General features: G+C 62.6%; 16 protein-coding genes. All 16 read left to right on the top strand.

Annotated elements, in window-relative coordinates; translation table 11 throughout:
- The first annotated feature begins 16 nt into the window (after window positions 1-16).
- Window positions 17-1,432 carry a flagellar filament capping protein FliD gene (fliD, locus tag ACMGF5_RS01315; RefSeq protein ID WP_119687543.1) on the top strand — a complete coding sequence of 472 codons (1,416 nt, stop codon included), beginning with the start codon at window positions 17-19 and terminating at the stop codon, window positions 1,430-1,432.
- Window positions 1,433-1,633: 201 nt separating this feature from the next.
- On the top strand, window positions 1,634-2,029 hold the full coding sequence (fliS, locus tag ACMGF5_RS01310) for a flagellar export chaperone FliS (RefSeq protein WP_039603508.1): 396 nt from the start codon (window positions 1,634-1,636) through the stop codon (window positions 2,027-2,029).
- A 13-nt stretch (window positions 2,030-2,042) separates the two neighbouring features.
- Window positions 2,043-2,339: a flagellar protein FliT gene (locus ACMGF5_RS01305; RefSeq protein WP_161871194.1), complete on the top strand. Its 297-nt coding sequence runs from the start codon at window positions 2,043-2,045 to the stop codon at window positions 2,337-2,339.
- A 165-nt stretch (window positions 2,340-2,504) separates the two neighbouring features.
- Window positions 2,505-3,980, top strand: coding sequence for a transcriptional regulator FleQ (gene fleQ, locus ACMGF5_RS01300; protein ID WP_039603506.1), 1,476 nt, complete (start codon window positions 2,505-2,507; stop codon window positions 3,978-3,980).
- Between the two features lie 234 nt (window positions 3,981-4,214).
- Window positions 4,215-5,432 carry a sensor histidine kinase gene (locus ACMGF5_RS01295; RefSeq protein ID WP_414156481.1) on the top strand — a complete coding sequence of 406 codons (1,218 nt, stop codon included), beginning with the start codon at window positions 4,215-4,217 and terminating at the stop codon, window positions 5,430-5,432.
- Window positions 5,432-6,808, top strand: a complete 1,377-nt coding sequence (locus tag ACMGF5_RS01290) for a sigma-54-dependent transcriptional regulator (protein WP_196998245.1) — start codon at window positions 5,432-5,434, stop codon at window positions 6,806-6,808. Before ACMGF5_RS01295 ends, ACMGF5_RS01290 begins: the two co-directional genes overlap by 1 nt.
- Window positions 6,809-6,948: 140 nt before the next feature.
- Window positions 6,949-7,281: a flagellar hook-basal body complex protein FliE gene (gene fliE, locus ACMGF5_RS01285; RefSeq protein ID WP_012315525.1), complete on the top strand. Its 333-nt coding sequence runs from the start codon at window positions 6,949-6,951 to the stop codon at window positions 7,279-7,281.
- A gap of 15 nt (window positions 7,282-7,296) precedes the next feature.
- Window positions 7,297-9,075 carry a flagellar basal-body MS-ring/collar protein FliF gene (gene fliF / locus ACMGF5_RS01280; protein ID WP_115274182.1) on the top strand — a complete coding sequence of 593 codons (1,779 nt, stop codon included), beginning with the start codon at window positions 7,297-7,299 and terminating at the stop codon, window positions 9,073-9,075.
- A complete protein-coding gene (fliG, locus tag ACMGF5_RS01275) occupies window positions 9,068-10,087 on the top strand; it encodes a flagellar motor switch protein FliG (RefSeq protein WP_012315523.1) in 1,020 nt (339 codons plus the stop codon). Before fliF ends, fliG begins: the two co-directional genes overlap by 8 nt.
- Before the next feature lie 118 nt (window positions 10,088-10,205).
- Window positions 10,206-10,970 (top strand): flagellar assembly protein FliH, encoded by a 765-nt coding sequence (gene fliH, locus ACMGF5_RS01270; RefSeq protein WP_012315522.1) that lies wholly within the window; start codon window positions 10,206-10,208, stop codon window positions 10,968-10,970.
- Window positions 10,960-12,318, top strand: a complete 1,359-nt coding sequence (fliI, locus tag ACMGF5_RS01265) for a flagellar protein export ATPase FliI (protein ID WP_046785353.1) — start codon at window positions 10,960-10,962, stop codon at window positions 12,316-12,318. The genes fliH and fliI overlap by 11 nt, the downstream gene beginning before the upstream one ends.
- Before the next feature lie 6 nt (window positions 12,319-12,324).
- The gene (gene fliJ, locus ACMGF5_RS01260; RefSeq protein WP_119687540.1) at window positions 12,325-12,777 is read left to right on the top strand and encodes a flagellar export protein FliJ; all 453 of its coding nucleotides are present in this window, start codon (window positions 12,325-12,327) and stop codon (window positions 12,775-12,777) included.
- Window positions 12,778-12,854: 77 nt separating this feature from the next.
- Window positions 12,855-13,160: an STAS domain-containing protein gene (locus ACMGF5_RS01255; protein ID WP_012315519.1), complete on the top strand. Its 306-nt coding sequence runs from the start codon at window positions 12,855-12,857 to the stop codon at window positions 13,158-13,160.
- Window positions 13,161-13,165: 5 nt separating this feature from the next.
- On the top strand, window positions 13,166-14,860 hold the full coding sequence (locus ACMGF5_RS01250) for a fused response regulator/phosphatase (RefSeq protein ID WP_119687539.1): 1,695 nt from the start codon (window positions 13,166-13,168) through the stop codon (window positions 14,858-14,860).
- 57 nt (window positions 14,861-14,917) lie between these two features.
- Window positions 14,918-15,256 (top strand): Hpt domain-containing protein, encoded by a 339-nt coding sequence (locus ACMGF5_RS01245; RefSeq protein ID WP_115275502.1) that lies wholly within the window; start codon window positions 14,918-14,920, stop codon window positions 15,254-15,256.
- Between the two features lie 72 nt (window positions 15,257-15,328).
- The gene (locus ACMGF5_RS01240) at window positions 15,329-16,636 is read left to right on the top strand and encodes a flagellar hook-length control protein FliK (RefSeq protein ID WP_404601369.1); all 1,308 of its coding nucleotides are present in this window, start codon (window positions 15,329-15,331) and stop codon (window positions 16,634-16,636) included.
- Window positions 16,637-16,650 lie beyond the last annotated feature (14 nt).

The raw sequence follows: 16,650 nt of genomic DNA, 5'->3' as shown, positions 1-16,650 counted from the left end.
CAGAAAGGAGGATGTAATGGCAAGTCCAATTCTACCGAGTTTGGGGCTGGGTTCCGGTCTCGATACCTCGGCCATTGTGAAGGCCCTGGTTGATGCCGAAAAGACTCCCAAGCAGAGCCAGCTCGACCGCCGCACGTCGGCGAACACCGCATCGATTTCGGCGGTGGGTAGCCTCAAAAGTGCGTTGACCGCCTACAAGACGGCGCTGGAGAAGCTTAACGACAGTGCCAACCCTGCGTTTCTCGGGTCGACGGCAGCCTCCTCCAACGACAAGTACGTCAAGGCCACGGCAGGCAGTGCGGCAGTCAACGGCAGCTATTCGATCCAGGTTACCCAGCTGGCCACGGCGTCGCGTGTAGCCAGTCAGCGTTTCACCGACAGCAGCTCGGTTGTTTCCGCCAGTGGTGGCACGTTGACCATCACCCAGAATAGCGTCGACTTCGATGTGACCATTCCGGCCAACGCTACGCTGCAGCAGGCGCGTGATGCGATCAACGCCCAGGCGAGCGGCAAGGGCTTCACCGCCAACATCGTTAACGACGGTACCGGTTCGCGGTTGGTGTTGAGCTCCGAAACCATGGGCGAAGGTTCGGACATCTCTACTTCGGGGATCGCTGACCTGACCATCGACCCGGCAACGCAGATGGCCGATGCGGGCGGTGCTGGCCGTATCGGCGAACTCGCAAAAGATGCCGAGTTCGATATCGATGGCATGAAGCTCACCAGCAAATCGAACAAGGTCGATAACGCGATCAGTGGCATGACGTTCGAACTGCTGTCCAAGACCGAAACGCTCAGCCCGGTCAGCGTCACCGTGGCTGCCAACACTGAGGGCCTGAAAAAGTCGGTGCAGTCGTTCGTCGATGCCTATAACGCGTTGGTGAATACGATAAACAGTGTGAGTGTGTCGACCAAGGCGGCAGACGGCAGCTGGAACACTCCGGCTCTGTCGGGTGACCCGGCAGTGCGCAGCATGCTGTCGGCCATGCGTAATGAACTGGTGGTCTCCGGTACCGGTGGTTCGGGGCAATTGACGGTGCTTTCGCAGTTGGGGATCAATACCGCTCAGAGTAGCGGCCTGCTGGAGTTCGACAGCACCAAGTTCACCAAGGCGATCAATGATCAGAAGCTTGGTGGTGAGGTGCAGAACCTGTTCAATGGTGACGGCGGCCTGCTCGATCGCATGGTCAAGACCATGGAGCCGTTCTCTGCGTCCGGTGGTGTGCTGGATGAGCGCAACAAGTCGCTTGAGGTTGCCAAGAAAAGCCTGAGCATGGAGCAGAGCTCTCTGGATGCTCGCATCAAGGACCTGGAAGCGTCGCTGACCAAGAAGTACAACACCATGGACACCCTGGTTGGGCAGCTCAATGCTCAGCGCGACAGCGTCGTTTCCATTTTTGAAGCAATGGCAGCGCAACAGAAGAACTCCTGATCTGCCTGAGGCTTCATGGCAAGGTCGCGGCGTCACACTGTATGGCGCCGCGCGCGTGTTACGATGTAGGCACGGTAAACAAACGCCAAAAGCCCGACGAAGCGTGACGCTTGGTCGGGCTTTTTTGTATTCTCCCTAAAGTTTTTTGACGCCGCGCCGATAGCCCGGTCATACAGCAACCCCGTGGTGACGAGGTACCCCATGAATCCAATGTTAGCCCTTCGGCAGTACCAGAAGATTGGCGCCCAGGCGCAGACCTCTGAAGCGAGCCCGCATCGTTTGGTGCAAATGCTGATGGAGGGTGGCCTGGACCGCATTGCCCAGGCCAGTGGCGCGATGCAGCGCAAGGACATCGCCGGCAAGGGCATCGCGATAGGCAAGGCTATTGGCATCATTGGCGGCCTGCGCGAAGGTCTGGACCGTGACAACATGACTGACGAGCTCAATCGTCTCGACAGCCTCTACCTGTACATGACTCGTCGTCTGAGTGAGGCCAATATCCAGAACGATCCGGCGATCCTGGACGAGGTCAGGGACTTGCTGAGCACTGTCAAGGAAGGCTGGGACGCGATCGGCCCACAGTCGATGGTCCCCTGAGCCGGGAGGTTTTATGAGCAAGGTGATCGAGGGTATCGAGCGGACTCGCAGCGAGTTGCTTGCCGCATTGGCCAGCCGTGACTGGGATGCGGTAGGTGAGCTTGACCTTAAGTGCCGTCTTTGTGTCGAGGATGTTCTGGCTGAGGCGCTCAGCAATGAAGACGCGGTACGCTCGAGCCTTGAGGGCCTGCTAGCGGTCTACGGGAAGTTAATTGAAGTTGCAAGCGGTGAGCGTCAATCGATAGTCGACGAGATGTCGCAAATCCGTCAGGCGAAAAACGCCGCTAAGGTATACCATCTGTTCACTTGACCACAGATGTCCTAAAAGCCATGCGCCATTAATTTGACTGCATGCTTTTTTTTGACTTTACTAGTGGCTGTTTTCGAATTTCAGACGTCCGAACACTGACCATTCAGTCTGAATGATGTCGAGCACGCCCTCGGGCGCCGATATGACTAGGGAAGTTGCTATTGCATGTGGCGTGAAACCAAGATTCTCCTGATCGATGACGACAGCGCCCGCCGCCGCGATCTGGCGGTGGTTCTGAACTTCCTCGGCGAAGAAAACCTGCCCTGCTCCAGCCAGGATTGGCAGCAGGTGGTGGGGGCATTGTCTTCCAGCCGTGAAGTGCTCTGCGTGCTCATCGGAACCGTGAATGCTCCAGGCAATGTGCTTGGGTTGCTTAAGACAGTGGCCGGGTGGGATGAGTTCCTTCCGGTATTGCTGATCGGCGAAATTTCTTCTGCGGATTTCCCCGAAGAGCTTCGCCGTCGCGTGCTGGCCAACCTTGAGATGCCGCCCAGCTACAGCCAGCTGCTCGACTCCCTGCACCGTGCCCAGGTCTATCGCGAGATGTACGACCAGGCCCGTGAGCGTGGCCGTCAGCGCGAGCCCAACCTGTTCCGCAGCCTGGTGGGCACCAGCCGCGCCATCCAGCATGTTCGGCAGATGATGCAGCAGGTCGCCGATACCGACGCCAGCGTGCTCATTCTTGGTGAGTCCGGTACTGGCAAGGAGGTGGTCGCGCGCAACCTGCATTACCACTCCAAACGCCGCGAAGCGCCGTTCGTGCCGGTCAATTGCGGGGCGATCCCGGCCGAGTTGCTGGAAAGCGAACTGTTCGGCCACGAGAAGGGGGCTTTCACCGGCGCCATCACCAGCCGTGCCGGGCGTTTCGAGCTGGCCAATGGCGGTACTCTGTTCCTTGACGAGATCGGCGACATGCCGCTGCCGATGCAGGTCAAGCTGCTGCGTGTGCTGCAGGAACGTACCTTCGAGCGCGTGGGCAGCAACAAGACCCAAAGCATCGATGTGCGCATCATCGCCGCGACCCACAAGAACCTTGAGACCATGATCGAGGGTGGGACCTTCCGCGAAGACCTGTACTACCGCCTCAACGTGTTCCCGATCGAGATGGCGCCGTTGCGTGAGCGTGTGGAAGACATTCCGCTGCTGATGAACGAGCTGATCTCGCGTATGGAGCATGAGAAGCGCGGCTCGATCCGCTTCAACTCTGCTTCGATCATGTCGCTGTGCCGGCATGGCTGGCCTGGCAACGTGCGCGAGCTGGCCAACCTGGTCGAACGCATGGCGATCATGCACCCGTACGGGGTGATTGGTGTGTCGGAGCTGCCGAAGAAATTCCGCTACATCGACGATGAAGACGAGCAGTTGGTCGACAGCCTGCGCAGCGACCTCGAAGAGCGCGTGGCGATCAACGGCCACGCGCCGAGCTTTGCCAACCATGCCATGCTGCCGCCTGAGGGCCTGGACCTGAAGGATTACCTGGGCAGCCTGGAGCAGGGGCTGATCCAGCAGGCGCTGGACGACGCCAACGGTATCGTGGCGCGGGCGGCTGAACGTTTGCGTATTCGGCGTACCACCTTGGTGGAGAAGATGCGCAAGTACGGCATGAGCCGCCAGGGCGGTGAGGAGCAGGCTGAAGATTGACTTCGCCTGTACCGCCACAATCGCCGGCAAGCCCACATGGATTTGCGCCGGCTTTAAGAAATTTTGCTTGCACAGGTAAAGCGCAAACCTGAAGAGCAGCGCGGTCGTGGTGGGAGCCGGCTTGCCGGCGATAGGGCCCGAGCAGGCAGCACAAACCCCCAGCCCCGGCACGGCTATTGCTACACCGCTGGCACCACACCGTTTTTATGACGGTCAGCCACGCGAGAGAGCACGATGCCCCAGGCCGCCCATGTTTCCCGAGCCCCTGATCCGCAGGGGCCTACCCCCGTCGAACAGGAGAGTCGACAGGGGCTTGAGCAGGCGTTCGCCCTGTTCGACCAGGTCTCCACCCAGCTCAACCAGTCCTACAGCATGCTCGAGGCCCGCGTCAGCGAACTCAAAGGCGAGTTGGCGGTGGTCGGCGCCCAGCGCATGGCCGAGCTGAACGAGAAAGAGCGCCTGGCCAATCGCTTGCAGAACCTGCTGGCCCTGCTGCCCGGCGGGGTGATCGTCATCGATGACCAGGGCCTGGTGCGCGAAGCCAATCCGGCGGCCTGTGAACTGTTGGGTGAACCCTTGCTCGGCCAGGTGTGGCGCCAGGTGATCGCCCGCAGCTTCGCCCCGCGCAAGGATGACGGGCATGAGGTGTCACTGCGCGATGGCCGTCGCCTGTCCATTGCCACGCGTTCGCTGGATGCCGAGCCAGGCCAGTTGGTGCTGCTCAACGACCTGACCGAAACTCGTCGTCTGCAAGACCAGTTGGCACGCCATGAGCGCCTGTCTTCGCTGGGGCGCATGGTCGCTTCGCTGGCCCATCAGATACGTACGCCGCTGTCGGCGGCCATGCTCTATGCCAGCCACCTGGCGCAAGACGAGCGTGAGCTTGCGCCACAGACCCGCCGGCGTTTCGCCGGCAGCCTCAAGGAACGTCTGCACGAATTGGAGCACCAGGTGCGCGACATGCTGGTGTTCGCCCGCGGCGAGCTGCCACTGGGTGACCGGTTGAGCCCAAAGGGCCTGTTCCAGGCCTTGCAGCAGGCTGCCCAGCCTCATGTCCAGGGCCATGCCGTGCGTTGGCAGTGCGACAGCCACCTGGGTGAGTTGCTGTGCAATCGCGACACCCTGGTCGGTGCCATGCTCAACCTGATCGAGAATGCCCTGCAGGCAAGCGTTGGCGCTGCGCGGCTCAAAGTGCACCTGTATCGGCGCGCGCACACCCTGCACCTGTGCGTCAGCGATGCCGGCAGCGGCATCGATGCCGACCTGTTGGGTCGGCTGGGTGAGCCGTTCCTGACCACCAAAGCTACCGGCACCGGGCTCGGCTTGGCGGTGGTCATGGCCGTGGTGCGGGCGCACCACGGCAAGTTGCAGCTGCGCTCCAGGGTAGGGCGTGGCACCTGCGTCAGGGTGGAGTTGCCGTTGATCGGCGGGCAGCCTGCGGAGGTCGCATGATGCTCATCAAGGTGCTGCTGGTCGAGGATGACCGCGCGTTGCGCCAGGCGCTTGGCGATACCCTGGAGATCGGCGGTTTTGCCTATCGTGCTGTCGGCAGCGCGGAAGAAGCGCTGGAGGCGGTGCAGAGCGACGCCTATAGCCTGGTCATCAGTGACGTGAACATGCCGGGGATGGATGGGCATCAGTTGCTGGCGCACCTGCGCCGCCAGCACCCGCAATTGCCGGTGCTGCTGATGACCGCTCACGCTGCCGTGGAGCGCGCTGTCGAGGCGATGCGCCAGGGCGCTGTGGATTACCTGGTCAAACCCTTCGAGCCCAAGGCGCTGCTGAGCCTGGTCGAGCGCCATGCCGCCGGGCGCCTGAGTGCGGTCGAGGACGAAGGGCCGGTGGCCAGCGAGCCTGCCAGCCGCCAATTGCTGGAGCTTGCTGCACGTGTGGCCCGCAGCGATTCGACCGTACTCATCTCGGGTGAGTCGGGCACCGGCAAGGAAGTGCTTGCGCGGTACATTCACCAACAGTCGCCGCGTGCAGCGCAGCCATTTGTCGCGATCAACTGCGCGGCCATCCCGGACAACATGCTCGAGGCGACCTTGTTCGGTCACGAGAAAGGAGCCTTCACCGGCGCCATTGCGGCGCAGGCCGGCAAATTCGAGCAGGCCGAGGGTGGCACCTTGCTGCTCGACGAGATTTCCGAAATGCCTCTGGGCCTGCAGGCCAAGCTGTTGCGTGTCTTGCAGGAACGTGAGGTCGAGCGGGTAGGGGGGCGCAAGCCGATTGCCCTGGACATCCGCGTGCTGGCAACCAGCAATCGCGACATGGCCGGTGAAGTGGCGGCCGGGCGGTTCCGCGAAGACCTGTTCTATCGCCTGTCGGTGTTCCCGTTGGCCTGGCAGCCGCTGCGTGAGCGTGCCGGTGACATCCTGCCGCTGGCCGAGCGCTTGCTGGCGCGGCATGTGGCGAAGATGAAGCATGCGCCGGTGCGCCTGTCTGCTGCGGCGCAGGCCTGCCTGCAGGCCCATGCCTGGCCAGGCAATGTGCGTGAGCTGGACAACGCTTTGCAGCGGGCGCTGATCCTGCAGCAGGGCGGGGTGATCGAGGCGGCGGATTTTTGTCTGGCCGGCGCCATTCCCTTGTCGGCGGTTGCACCAGCCGCGGCGTTGCCCGTGGCGGTCGAGCCGGCAGGTGAGGCCGGTGGCCTGGGCGATGACATGCGCCGCCATGAGTTCCAGATGATCATCGACACCTTGCGCGCCGAGCGCGGTCGCCGCAAGGAGGCTGCCGAGCGGCTTGGCATCAGCCCGCGTACCCTGCGCTACAAGCTGGCACAAATGCGCGATGCCGGGCTCGACGTGGAAGCCAGCCTGTACGGGTGAGCTACAAGCTACAAGCAAGCGCAAGAGCACCGCAGCCTGGCTTGAAGCTTGAAGCTTTCAAAGGCTGGCACTGTTGTTGCTTAGAGAGGCTATCCGCCGCATGAGTGTCAAAAAAATGCGGCCGCCGGAGAGAGAAGTTCATGAGCCAAGGTGTTGAATTCAATCGTCTGATGCTGGACATGCGTGCCATGCAGGCCGATGCCATGTCGCTGCCAAAAGCCACTGCTGCCCCCGAATTGGCAGAAGGCCAGAGCAGCTTCGCTGACATGCTCGGCCAGGCCATCGGCAAAGTGCACCAGACCCAGCAGGCGTCGACCCAGCTCGCCAATGCTTTCGAGATCGGCAAGAGTGGTGTCGACCTGACCGACGTGATGATCGCCTCGCAGAAAGCCAGCGTTTCCATGCAAGCGCTGACCCAGGTACGCAACAAGCTGGTCCAGGCGTACCAGGACATCATGCAGATGCCGGTTTGAGGACGGAAGTAAGTCATGGCTGAAGCAGTCGTCGATAACGCCCCCGCCAAAAGTGGCCCGCCAGCGTCCAAACCGCCGCTGTTCGGCATGGCGTTTCTGGAAAACATCTCGCAGATGCCCATGCTGCGTCAGGTCGGCCTGCTGGTCGGGTTGGCGGCGAGCGTGGCGATCGGCTTCGCCGTGGTGCTGTGGTCGCAACAGCCGGACTACCGCCCGCTGTATGGCAGCCTGGCGGGCATGGACACCAAGCAGGTCATGGATACCCTGGCCGCTGCAGACATCCCCTACAATGTCGAGCCCAATTCCGGTGCTCTGCTGGTCAAGGCCGACGACCTCTCCCGTGCGCGCCTGAAACTGGCAGCCGCCGGCGTTGCGCCAAGCGACGGCAATGTTGGCTTCGAACTGCTCGACAAAGAGCAGGGCCTGGGTACCAGCCAGTTCATGGAAGCTACCCGTTACCGTCGCAGCCTGGAAGGCGAGTTGGCCCGTACTGTCTCCAGCCTGAACAACGTCAAGGCGGCGCGCGTGCACCTGGCGATTCCGAAAAGCTCGGTGTTCGTGCGCGATGAGCGCAAGCCAAGCGCCTCGGTCCTGGTCGAACTGTACCCGGGCCGTTCGCTGGAAGCCGGCCAGGTGATGGCGATCGTCAACCTGGTCGCCACCAGCGTGCCCGAGCTGGACAAGTCGCAGGTCACCGTGGTCGACCAGAAGGGCAACCTGCTCTCCGACCAGTTGCAGGACACGGCGTTGACCATGGCTGGCAAGCAGTTCGACTACAGCCGCCGCATGGAAGGCATGCTCACCCAGCGTGTGCACAACATCCTGCAACCCGTCTTGGGTAACGACCGTTACAAGGCCGAGGTGTCGGCCGACCTTGACTTCAGTGCGGTGGAGTCCACTTCCGAGCAGTTCAACCCGGACCAGCCGGCGCTGCGCAGCGAGCAGTCGGTCAACGAGCAGCGCGCCAGCAGTTCGGGGCCGCAAGGTGTGCCGGGCGCGCTGAGCAACCAGCCGCCGGCAGGTGCCGCAGCGCCTGAAAACGCCACCGCCGCAGCCCCTGCTGCCGGTGCCATCCAGCCTGGCCAGCCGCTGGTGGATGCCAATGGCCAGCAGATCATGGACCCGGCCACCGGCCAGCCAATGCTCGCGCCATACCCGGCCGACAAGCGTCTGCAGACCACCAAGAACTTCGAACTGGACCGCTCGATCAGCCACACCCGCCAGCAGCAGGGTCGCCTGACCCGTCTGTCGGTGGCGGTAGTGGTCGATGACCAGGTCAAGGTCGACGCCGCCGGCGAGACCACCCGCGCGCCGTGGGGCGCCGAAGACCTGGCGCGCTTCACCCGCCTGGTACAGGACGCCGTTGGCTTCGATGCCAGCCGTGGCGACAGCGTGACGGTGATCAACGTGCCGTTCGCCGCCGACCGGGGCGAAGAAATCGCCGACATCGCGTTTTACCAGCAGCCTTGGTTCTGGGACATCGTCAAGCAGGTGATGGGCGTGGTGTTCATCCTGGTACTGGTGTTCGGCGTGCTGCGCCCGGTACTCAACAACATCACTGGCGGCGGCAAGCAGGCTGCTGCAACGGACAGCGACATGGAGCTGGGCGGCATGATCGGTCTGGATGGCGAACTGGCCAACGACCGCGTCAGCCTGGGTGGCCCGACAAGCATTCTGTTGCCAAGCCCGAGCGAGGGTTACGAGGCACAGCTCAACGCAATCAAAGGCCTGGTGGCCGAAGACCCGGGCCGTGTCGCCCAGGTCGTGAAAGAGTGGATCAACGCCGATGAGTGATAACCGAGCCGTTACCGCCAAGCTGAGCCGCACCGACAAGGCGGCAATCCTTTTGCTCTCGCTGGGTGAGACCGATGCCGCCCAGGTACTGCGGCACATGGGCCCCAAAGAAGTGCAGCGGGTCGGTGTGGCCATGGCTCAGATGGGCAACGTGCACCGCGAGCAGGTCCAGCAGGTGATGAGCGAGTTCGTCGAGATCGTCGGCGACCAGACCAGCCTGGGCGTAGGTTCCGACGGTTATATCCGCAAGATGCTCAACCAGGCCCTGGGCGAGGACAAGGCCAACGGCCTGATCGACCGCATCCTGCTGGGCGGCAACACCAGCGGCCTGGACAGCCTCAAGTGGATGGAGCCACGGGCGGTGGCGGATGTGATCCGCTTCGAGCACCCGCAGATCCAGGCCATCGTGGTCGCCTACCTCGACCCCGATCAGGCTGGCGAAGTGCTGAGCAACTTCGACCACAAGGTGCGCCTGGACATCATCCTGCGCGTGTCGTCGCTCAACACCGTTCAGCCTGCCGCGCTCAAGGAACTGAACCAGATTCTCGAGAAGCAGTTCTCGGGGAACTCCAATGCCGCACGCACCACCCTGGGTGGCATCAAGCGCGCCGCCGACATCATGAACTTCCTCGACAGCTCTGTGGAAGGTGCGCTGATGGACTCGATCCGCGAGGTCGACAACGACCTGTCGGAGCAGATCGAAGACCTGATGTTCGTCTTCAACAACCTGGCCGATGTCGACGACCGTGGCATCCAGGCGCTGCTGCGCGAAGTGTCCTCCGATGTGCTGGTGGTGTCGCTCAAAGGTGCCGACGAGCGGGTCAAGGACAAGATTTTCAAGAACATGTCCAAGCGTGCTTCGGAACTGCTGCGCGACGACCTCGAGGCCAAGGGCCCGGTGCGCGTCAGCGACGTGGAAACGGCGCAGAAGGAAATCCTCACCATTGCCCGACGCATGGCCGAGGCCGGCGAGATCGTGCTCGGCGGCAAGGGCGCCGAGGAAATGATTTAAGCGGCAAGCCACAAGCTGCAAGCTACAAGGGAAAGCCAGACGCTGCACAGCCTGCTTCTTCTTGCAGCTTGCAGCTAACAGCTTGCAGCTCATCCCGCTTTCAACACCAGGCATGCCAATGTCCAGCAAAGAAACTCACCCCAGCGACCTGATTCGTGCACGTGACCTGGAAGGCGTCGATGTGTGGGCACTGCCCAGCTTCGACCCTGAGCCGGAACCGGAGCCGGAACCGGAACCCGAAATCATCGAGGAAGAGGTCGAGGAAGTGCCGCTGGAGGAAGTCCAGCCCCTGACCCTTGAAGAGCTCGAAGCGATCCGGCAGGAGGCCTACAACGAAGGTTTCGCCACCGGCGAGCGTGAGGGTTTTCACAGCACCCAGTTGAAGGTGCGACAGGAGGCCGAGGAGGCGCTCAATGCCCGGCTGGCTGACCTGGAACAACTGATGGCACACCTGCTCGAGCCTATCGCCGAACAGGACACACAGATCGAGAAGACCCTCGTTCACCTGGTGGCGCACATGGCGCGCCAGGTGATCGGTCGCGAACTGCGCAGCGACTCCAGTCAGATCACCCAAGTACTGCGTGAAGCGTTGAAGCTGCTGCCCATGGGTGCGGACAATATCCGCATTCACCTCAATCCTCAGGATTTCGAGCTGGCCAAGGCCCTGCGCGAACGCCATGAGGAGAGCTGGAAGCTGCTTGAGGATGACGCCCTGTTACCCGGGGGGTGCCGCATCGAGACCGCGCACAGCCGCATCGACGCGACCATGGAAACCCGTATCGAAAAGGCCGTGGCCCAGCTGTTCGACCAGTTGCACGACCAGTCCCTGCACCCGGCGGCGCCGGATGTATCGATCGAGTTGGGCGCCAACGATGCGCCTTGACCGCACCAGCTTCGGCAAACGCCTGGGTGGCTACGCCGAGACGATCAAGCTGCCCGTGCAGCCGGTGGTCGAAGGCCGCCTGCTGCGCATGGTCGGCCTTACCCTGGAGGCCGAGGGGCTGCGCGCCGCAGTGGGCGCACGCTGCCTGGTGATCAATGACGACTCGTACCACCCGGTGCAGGTCGAAGCCGAAGTCATGGGCTTTGCTGGCAGCAAGATCTTCCTCATGCCGGTCGGCAGCATCGCCGGTATCGCGCCCGGGGCGCGGGTGGTGCCACTGGACGACAGCGGCCGTTTGCCCATGGGCATGAGTATGCTCGGCCGGGTGCTCGATGGCGCCGGTCGCGCCCTGGACGGCAAGGGCGGGATGAAGGCCGAGGATTGGGTGCCGATGGACGGCCCGATCATCAACCCGCTCAACCGCGACCCTATCAGCCAGCCACTGGACGTGGGCATTCGCAGCATCAACGGCCTGCTCACCGTCGGCCGGGGCCAGCGCCTGGGACTGTTCGCCGGTACCGGTGTCGGTAAGTCGGTGTTGCTCGGCATGATGACTCGCTTCACCGAAGCCGAAATCATCGTGGTCGGCCTGATTGGCGAACGGGGCCGCGAGGTGAAGGAGTTCATCGAGCATATTCTGGGTGAAGAGGGGCTCAAGCGATCGGTGGTGGTCGCATCCCCGGCCGATGACGCGCCGTTGATGCGTTTGCGCGCGGCTATGTATTGCACGCGCATTGCCGAGTACTTCCGCGACAAAGGCAAGAACGTCCTGCTGCTGATGGATTCGCTGACCCGTTTTGCCCAGGCCCAGCGTGAAATTGCCTTGGCAATCGGCGAACCGCCCGCTACCCGTGGTTATCCGCCATCAGTGTTCGCCAAGCTCCCCAAGCTGGTGGAGCGCGCCGGTAACGGTGAGCCGGGTGGTGGCTCGATCACGGCCTTCTATACCGTATTGTCCGAAGGTGACGACCAGCAGGATCCGATTGCCGACTCGGCGCGGGGCGTGCTCGATGGCCACTTCGTCTTGTCCCGGCGGCTGGCCGAAGAAGGCCACTACCCTGCTATCGACATCGAAGCCTCGATCAGCCGGGTGATGCCCCAGGTGGTCGATGCCAATCATCTGCGCCAGGCGCAAAAATTCAAGCAGCTGTGGTCGCGCCTGTCGCAAAGCCGCGACCTGATCAGTGTCGGCGCTTATGTGGCAGGCGGCGATCCTGAAACCGACCTGGCCATTGCCCTGCAGCCAAAACTGGTGGACTTCCTGCGCCAAGGGCTGGACGAAAATGTCGGCATGGACCAGAGCCGACAGCAGTTGGGGGCGATCTTCACGCCTCCGGCGAACGGTTGATAGGCCATGAGTACGCCAAGCCGTGCCGCGCGCCTGGCGCCAGTGGTGCAGATGGCCGAGGAGGCCGAACGCAAGGCAGCCCAGCGGCTGGGGCACTTTCAGCAGTTGGTGGCTCAGGCCCAGGCCAAGCTGGCCGAACTCGAGTCGTTTCGTGAGGGCTACCAGGCGCAATGGATCGACCGCGGTGGCCAAGGCGTCAATGGCAGTTGGCTGGTCAACTACCAGCGCTTTCTGGGGCAGCTTGAAACGGCCATGACCCAGCAGCGCCAGAGCCTGACATGGCACCAGAGCAACCTGAAGAACGCCAGGGGCACCTGGCAGCAAGCCTATGCCCGGGTAGAGGGCCTGCGCAAACTGGTGCAGCGTTACCTGGAAGAGGCGCGGCGGGCCGAGGACAAACGCGAGCAGCGCTTGCTGGATGAATTATCACAGCGGTTGCCAAGGCAAGGCCACATCTAGCTTGCAGCTTGCAGCTCTGCCCCCCGCCTGCTAAACCTTGAACTGTTGCATTCGCCATCATCGAAGGAATCGCTAGCATGGCAGTCGAGACTGATTTTTCGCAGGACGAGAAAAAGCTGACGATCAAGATCAAAGGCCGCTTCGATTTCGGTAAGCATCAGGAGTTTCGCGATGCCTACGAGCGCCAGCCCAAGCGCCCGGACTCGGTGGTGGTCGACCTCAAAGACACCACTTACCTGGACAGCTCCGCCCTCGGCATGTTGCTGCTGCTGCGTGATCACGCCGGTGGCGATGAATCGGACGTGCGCGTGGTGCATGCCAGTTCAGATGTGCGCAAGATCCTTGCCATCTCCAATTTCGACAAACTGTTCGCTATCAGTTGAGCGTCATGACGCCGGCCGAACAGCCGTTGACTGTGCTGGTGGCCGAAGACGGGGCCACGGATAGGCTGTTGCTGGCCCAGATCGTCCGGCGCCAGGGGCATCACGTGTATACCGCCGAAAACGGCCAGCAGGCCGTTGAGCTGTTTGCCGAAAAGCGCCCGCAGCTGGTTCTGCTCGATGCCCTGATGCCGGTCATGGACGGTTTCGAAGCTGCGCGGCAGATCAAGGCATTGGCCGGCGAGGCCCTGGTACCGATCATCTTTCTTACCTCGCTCAACGAGGAAGAGGCCTTGGTGCGCTGCCTGGAGGCCGGTGGTGACGACTTCATGGCCAAGCCCTACAGTGCGGTGATCCTTGGTGCCAAGATCCGCGCCATGGATCGCCTGCGCAGGTTGCAGGCCACGGTGCTGGAGCAGCGTGACCTGATCACCCGGCATCACCATCACCTGCTCAACGAGCAGCGGGTGGCCAAGGCAGTGTTCGACAAGGTTGCCCATTCTGGCTGCATCACGGCGCCGAACATTCGGTACCTGCAGTCGCCTTACGCGTTATTCAACGGCGACTTGCTGCTGGCCGCGTTCACTCCATCCGGCGACATGCATGTGCTGCTGGGTGACTTTACCGGGCATGGGCTACCCGCCGCAGTCGGTGCCATGCCCCTGGCAGAAGTGTTCTACGGCATGACTGCCAAGGGCTACGGCCTGGCGCAGATGCTGCGCGAGATGAATGCCAAGCTCAAGCGCATCCTGCCGGTAGACATGTTCTGTTGCGCACAGCTCCTCAGCCTGAGCGTGCAGCGCGGCTCGGTGGAGGTCTGGAACGGTGGCATGCCGGATGGTTACCGGCTGTCGGCCGGCGGCGAGGTGCTTTCCATGCTGGGTTCGCGCCACCTTCCGCTGGGCATCCTGGCGCCGGAGCGCTTCGATGACAGTACCGAGGTGTTGCCGCTGGCGCCGGGGGAGCGGCTGCTACTGCTGTCCGATGGCGTTGTGGATACGGCCGACGAAGCGCAGACGTTGTTCGGTGTCGAGCGCTTGCGCGCGGTGCTGGCGGCCAATCGTGACCCGGCGCGGCTTTTCGACGAGGTGATGGAGGCGCTGGAGCGCTTCGGCGGGTGCCCCAGAGATGACATCAGCCTGTGCGATATCCGCATGTTCACTGCGCAGGAGCGGGTGCCGGCCCCAACCATCTATTCTGATAGTGGGCGCTCCAGCCCGCTGGACTGGTCGCTGGGCTTCGAGTTGCGCGGTGAGAGCCTCAAACGTTTCAACCCGGTGCCGTACCTTGTGCAGTTGCTGCAGGAAATCCACGGTTTGCGGCCCCGCACCGGCGCCCTGCACAGCGTGCTAAGCGAGCTGTATTCCAATGCGCTGGAGCACGGTGTGCTGGGCCTGGATTCGCGGCTCAAGCGCGATGTGCATGGGTTTGCCGACTATTATCAGGAACGCACCCGCAGGCTCGGTGTGTTGACCGAGGGCAGCGTGCGCATCGATCTGAAGGTGGAACCGATGGCTGCAGGCGGTCGTCTGATGATCGAAGTTCGTGACAGTGGTGCTGGGTTCGATGTGCAGCGGGTGCTGGCGCTTCCTTCCCGTGAGCATGGATTGAGTGGTCGAGGGTTGCACCTGGTACGGCGCCTTGGTAGTAGTGCCGGGTGGCGGGACGGTGGCCGTTGCGCATGGGTGCAGTTCGATTGGTGAGCTGTTTGGCGCTTGAGGCATAATTCTGCTTGATCAAGGAGTGAGCAAGTGACTGACATGCATATTGATCACAGGGTGCTCAGTGAGCTGCAGGAGGTCATGGAAGATGGCTACCTGCAACTGCTGGAAACCTTTCTGGAAGATTCCGGGCGGCGTCTTGACGAACTTCATGGCGCCAGGAACGCCGATGAGTTGGGCGTGGCTGCGCACAGTTTCAAGGGCAGCAGCAGCAACATGGGTGCGGTCGGGCTGGCGCAGCTTTGCCATCAGTTGGAGGAGCGGGTCAAGCAGCGCTCGCTGCATGGCATAGAAGAGCTGATCAACCGCATCGACCAGGAGTATCTTGAGGTGCAGCGTTTCTATCAGGGCGAGCGCAAGCGGGTTTCCGCAGGCTGATCGGCCAGTTGGCTCGACTTTTGCCTGTATGTGCCTGAACGATACCTTTGTTTCTGGCGCGGAGACCCTTCAATGCCTGTCGCACCTAATCCTTTGTTGCAAACCAGTACGCTGAGCAAGCCGTCGCGTGCAGGTGCCTCGCAGGTGGACAAGCCGCTGCAGGCCTCGGGCGGGCAGGGCAGCGGCTTCGATCAGGTCATGGCCAAGCAGGGCAATGACAAAGCGCCGGTACGCGATGACAAGGTTGCCCAGGCCAAGCCCAAAGACAAACCCGAGGTCGCCCACGGCGGCAAGAAAGAGGCGGCCGACAAACCGGCGGTTGCCGATGACGGCAATAAGTTGCCAGCTGACGATCAGGCGCAAGCCGGTGCCGATAGTGCGCCTGGCAGTGAATCGACCTCGCTGGACGCCAGCCTGGTGGCGGGCCAGGTGACCGATGCGCAGCCGGGGGCGCAGTTGCTGCAAGCCCAGGCTGAAGCCGTGGCGCCGGTGCTTCAGGCAGCGGTCCAGTTACCGCAAGCCCCGACAACCGAAGAGCTGCCCGAGGACCCGGCAGCGCAGGCCTTCGACCCTGATGCCGACCCATTGGCCAACTTGCCGACCCTGCGCCTGGCGCTGGAGCAAACTGCCCAGGCCAAGGGCACGACCTCGGCCCACGCCACCGATCCTTCCCAGGCCGGCGCCGAGGATGGTCAGCCAGCCGTCAATCCCTTGGCGACCTTGATAGACAAGGTCGAGGCCGAGGCAGGGCAATCGGAGAGCGGGGACAAGGCGTTTGGTGCGTTGCTCGAAGATGGCCTCAAAGATACCAAGAGCGCCTCCAGTGATACCCGAATCGACGATTTCGCCAACCGCTTGGCGAGCCTGACCCAGGCTGCCACGGCCAAGACGGCCAATGCCGTACCGGTGACCGGCAATCCGCTGCATCAGCCGTTGCCGATGAACCAGAACGCCTGGGCCGAAGGTTTGGTCAACCGCGTCATGTACCTGTCCAGCCAGAACCTGAAGTCGGCGGACATCCAGTTGGAGCCGGCCGAGCTTGGCCGCCTGGATATCCGCGTCAACGTGGCGGCCGACCAGGCCACCCAGGTGACCTTCATCAGCGGCCATGCGGGCGTGCGCGATGCGCTGGACAGCCAGGTGCATCGCCTGCGCGAGCTGTTTGCCCAGCAGGGGCTGGCGCAGCCGGACGTCAACGTGGCTGACCAGTCGCGCGGGCAGCAACAGCAAGCCCAGCAGGACGGTTCACAGCTGTCCGGCGTTGCCGCACGGCGGGCGCAGAATGGCGGTGGTACCGAGCAGGGTGAGCTTGCCGATGCCTCACGGCCGGTGGAGCAGCAGGTGGTCGTTGGCGACAGTGCGGTCGATTTCTACGCGTGAGTTGCTGATGGCCC

The sequence above is a fragment of the Pseudomonas sp. BNK-15 genome, from assembly GCF_047456105.1.
Classification (GTDB): domain Bacteria; phylum Pseudomonadota; class Gammaproteobacteria; order Pseudomonadales; family Pseudomonadaceae; genus Aquipseudomonas; species Aquipseudomonas putida_E.
The sequence above is the reverse complement of the archived record's forward strand: the minus strand, read 5'-3'. Positions and strand labels throughout refer to the sequence as shown.

What these genes read in the sequence shown, in the direction of transcription:
- fliD (WP_119687543.1), top strand. Translation starts at nt 17, where the DNA reads ATGGCAAGTCCAATTCTACCGAGTTTGGGGCTGGGTTCCGGTCTCGAT.
- fliS (WP_039603508.1), top strand. Translation starts at nt 1,634, where the DNA reads ATGAATCCAATGTTAGCCCTTCGGCAGTACCAGAAGATTGGCGCCCAG.
- ACMGF5_RS01305 (WP_161871194.1), top strand. Translation starts at nt 2,043, where the DNA reads ATGAGCAAGGTGATCGAGGGTATCGAGCGGACTCGCAGCGAGTTGCTT.
- fleQ (WP_039603506.1), top strand. Translation starts at nt 2,505, where the DNA reads ATGTGGCGTGAAACCAAGATTCTCCTGATCGATGACGACAGCGCCCGC.
- ACMGF5_RS01295 (WP_414156481.1), top strand. Translation starts at nt 4,215, where the DNA reads ATGCCCCAGGCCGCCCATGTTTCCCGAGCCCCTGATCCGCAGGGGCCT.
- ACMGF5_RS01290 (WP_196998245.1), top strand. Translation starts at nt 5,432, where the DNA reads ATGCTCATCAAGGTGCTGCTGGTCGAGGATGACCGCGCGTTGCGCCAG.
- fliE (WP_012315525.1), top strand. Translation starts at nt 6,949, where the DNA reads ATGAGCCAAGGTGTTGAATTCAATCGTCTGATGCTGGACATGCGTGCC.
- fliF (WP_115274182.1), top strand. Translation starts at nt 7,297, where the DNA reads ATGGCTGAAGCAGTCGTCGATAACGCCCCCGCCAAAAGTGGCCCGCCA.
- fliG (WP_012315523.1), top strand. Translation starts at nt 9,068, where the DNA reads ATGAGTGATAACCGAGCCGTTACCGCCAAGCTGAGCCGCACCGACAAG.
- fliH (WP_012315522.1), top strand. Translation starts at nt 10,206, where the DNA reads ATGTCCAGCAAAGAAACTCACCCCAGCGACCTGATTCGTGCACGTGAC.
- fliI (WP_046785353.1), top strand. Translation starts at nt 10,960, where the DNA reads ATGCGCCTTGACCGCACCAGCTTCGGCAAACGCCTGGGTGGCTACGCC.
- fliJ (WP_119687540.1), top strand. Translation starts at nt 12,325, where the DNA reads ATGAGTACGCCAAGCCGTGCCGCGCGCCTGGCGCCAGTGGTGCAGATG.
- ACMGF5_RS01255 (WP_012315519.1), top strand. Translation starts at nt 12,855, where the DNA reads ATGGCAGTCGAGACTGATTTTTCGCAGGACGAGAAAAAGCTGACGATC.
- ACMGF5_RS01250 (WP_119687539.1), top strand. Translation starts at nt 13,166, where the DNA reads ATGACGCCGGCCGAACAGCCGTTGACTGTGCTGGTGGCCGAAGACGGG.
- ACMGF5_RS01245 (WP_115275502.1), top strand. Translation starts at nt 14,918, where the DNA reads ATGCATATTGATCACAGGGTGCTCAGTGAGCTGCAGGAGGTCATGGAA.
- ACMGF5_RS01240 (WP_404601369.1), top strand. Translation starts at nt 15,329, where the DNA reads ATGCCTGTCGCACCTAATCCTTTGTTGCAAACCAGTACGCTGAGCAAG.